We start from the raw sequence: 2,064 nt of genomic DNA on the forward strand, positions 1-2,064 counted from the left end.
AATCGAGTAGGCCCATGCGCATTTGCATGGGCCTCTCACAGATCCGGACATGCGGGTCATCGCATCCGGCTCCTCCAGATTATCCCCTTTGGGGATGAAGTTCTTTGTAAATCTCAAGTAGACTACTTAGACCCATTTCTTTAAACCATGCATTCGGCATCGCATAATGGGCGTAGGTTGAATGGGAACTTCTCCATGCTGCCATACGAAGACCAGGTAGTTCTTTGTTATCCCACCCTCGTCTTCGCATTTCACGGTGAAGTTTCTTCACTTTCCTCCAACTGCGTAGTTGTACAGAGCGCAAACGTCTTCTTATCCAGGAATCTAAGTCTCGAAATCGATTCCTTACATCTCCTGTTCCGAAATATCTGCCCCAACCCCTCAAGTATGGGTTTAGCTTCTCCTTCACCAACTTCTCTACGCTCACGGTTTGGTTCCTTCTTGTAATCTCTTTTACCCGGTCTTTGAACTTCGTCATCGCTTTGCCCGAGGGCATCATCCTCTTTCCCGGCTTAAACTCATGCCCGAGAAAGATAAATGATTCTCTCTTGCTGTTTACAATTTTCGTTTTCTCCGGATGGACTTTAAGTCCCATTTCTTTCTCCAGTAGACCGATGACGGATTTCATCACGCGCTCCGCACCCTTGAGTGTCTTACAGCAGATCACAAAGTCGTCTGCAAACCTCGTTAGACGGTGTCCTCGTTTTGCCATCGCTTGGTCTAACGGATGAAGGTAGATGTTGGCTAGTAGTGGACTTATGACTCCTCCCTGCGGCGTTCCTTGCTCGTTCAAGCGGAAACTCCCACTTTCTAGGACACCAGCCTTCAGAAACTTTTCCAGTAGCCCTAACACACTCCCATCGACAACTGTTTCCTTCACCATGTCCATCAACCTGTCGTGCGGGATCGTGTCAAAATAAGATTTAAGATCCGCATCGATGACATAACGGTAACCGTCCTCCAGATCTTGCCGGATTTTCTCAAGCGCCATGTGCGCACTTCGTCCCGGTCTAAATCCATAACTGCAGTCCATAAACTTTGCTTCAAAGATAGGTTCCATTATGCGTTTTACCGCCGCTTGCACGACTCGGTCTCCCACGGTAGGTATGCCTAAAGGTCTTTGCGTCCCATCTGCTTTCGGGATATATACGCGCTTTACCGGCTTTGGCCGGTACATCCTGCTTTTCAGCGTTTGCTGAAGCACTTCTAGATGGTGCTCCAACTTCGATTCAAATGCTTTCACAGTCATCTGATCGATCCCTGCTGCTCCACGGTTTCGCTTCACCTCTTTGAAAGCTTCCTCCAGGTTTGATTTTGCCCATATCTTGTCGATTAGGCTGTACCATTTTCGTCCTTCTTGCTTCATTACTCCTTCACGCAAGTCATTGTCCTGCCTTTGCTCTCCCATGCTCGTTCTCCTTCCCTGCCAGTTTCACGGTTTGTAGCCTTATGGCAATCTCCGTTTCGCTGACGGTACTCGCCCCAGACGGCTTCTCCTTATGTTCATTCCCCGGATCTTCGCACTTCATGGCTCCCCGGCTTCTGTCCGGCACATGGCTTCACTCAATAACTTTTCTTCTCTGGTTTCGGGCTTCGCACAAGTCTTCGCCTTTTGAGTCGAAGCTTGCATCGACGATTAAAAATTTTTTTTCACGCCGACTCACTTGCCTTTGCGGCCTTTCTGGCAAGCTTTTTTGCTACTTTCCCTACGTCTGACTTCTCACCATTCATAGCTTCTCCTTAACCATCACGGTCTTGAAAAAAAAGTTACCTCCTTACGAGGAAACGATGAGATCTCCTTGGGTCACGTCAACCGACTTTCCCCCGAATCCAGTCCTCCTAACTTACAAGGCCAACGGTGGTATTGGACATTCCCTTTTTTTTGCAAGGTCATCCGGCCTTGCCAGCCAACATGGTTATGCCGCCTGTTCCGGGTTTTGCCTTCGCATCCTCCGCACCTATCCTCGCGGACTAAGCACTATGCGTTAGCTATGTACTTCCGCCACCTCGCGGTGTACTAGAGACTTTCACTCATTAGTCCATTGCGCTGCCAAGCGCACAAAA

The 2,064-nt window shown here is 48.8% G+C and carries 1 protein-coding gene; it reads right to left on the reverse strand.

Annotation, left to right across the window (positions count from 1 at the left end; translation table 11 throughout):
- Window positions 1-79 precede the first annotated feature (79 nt).
- The gene (gene ltrA / locus AC3WRW_RS32930) at window positions 80-1,408 is read right to left on the reverse strand and encodes a group II intron reverse transcriptase/maturase (RefSeq protein ID WP_492550426.1); all 1,329 of its coding nucleotides are present in this window, start codon (window positions 1,406-1,408) and stop codon (window positions 80-82) included.
- Between the last annotated feature and the right edge of the window lie 656 nt (window positions 1,409-2,064).

The sequence above is a fragment of the Paenibacillus sp. FW126-R14 genome (assembly GCF_058789495.1).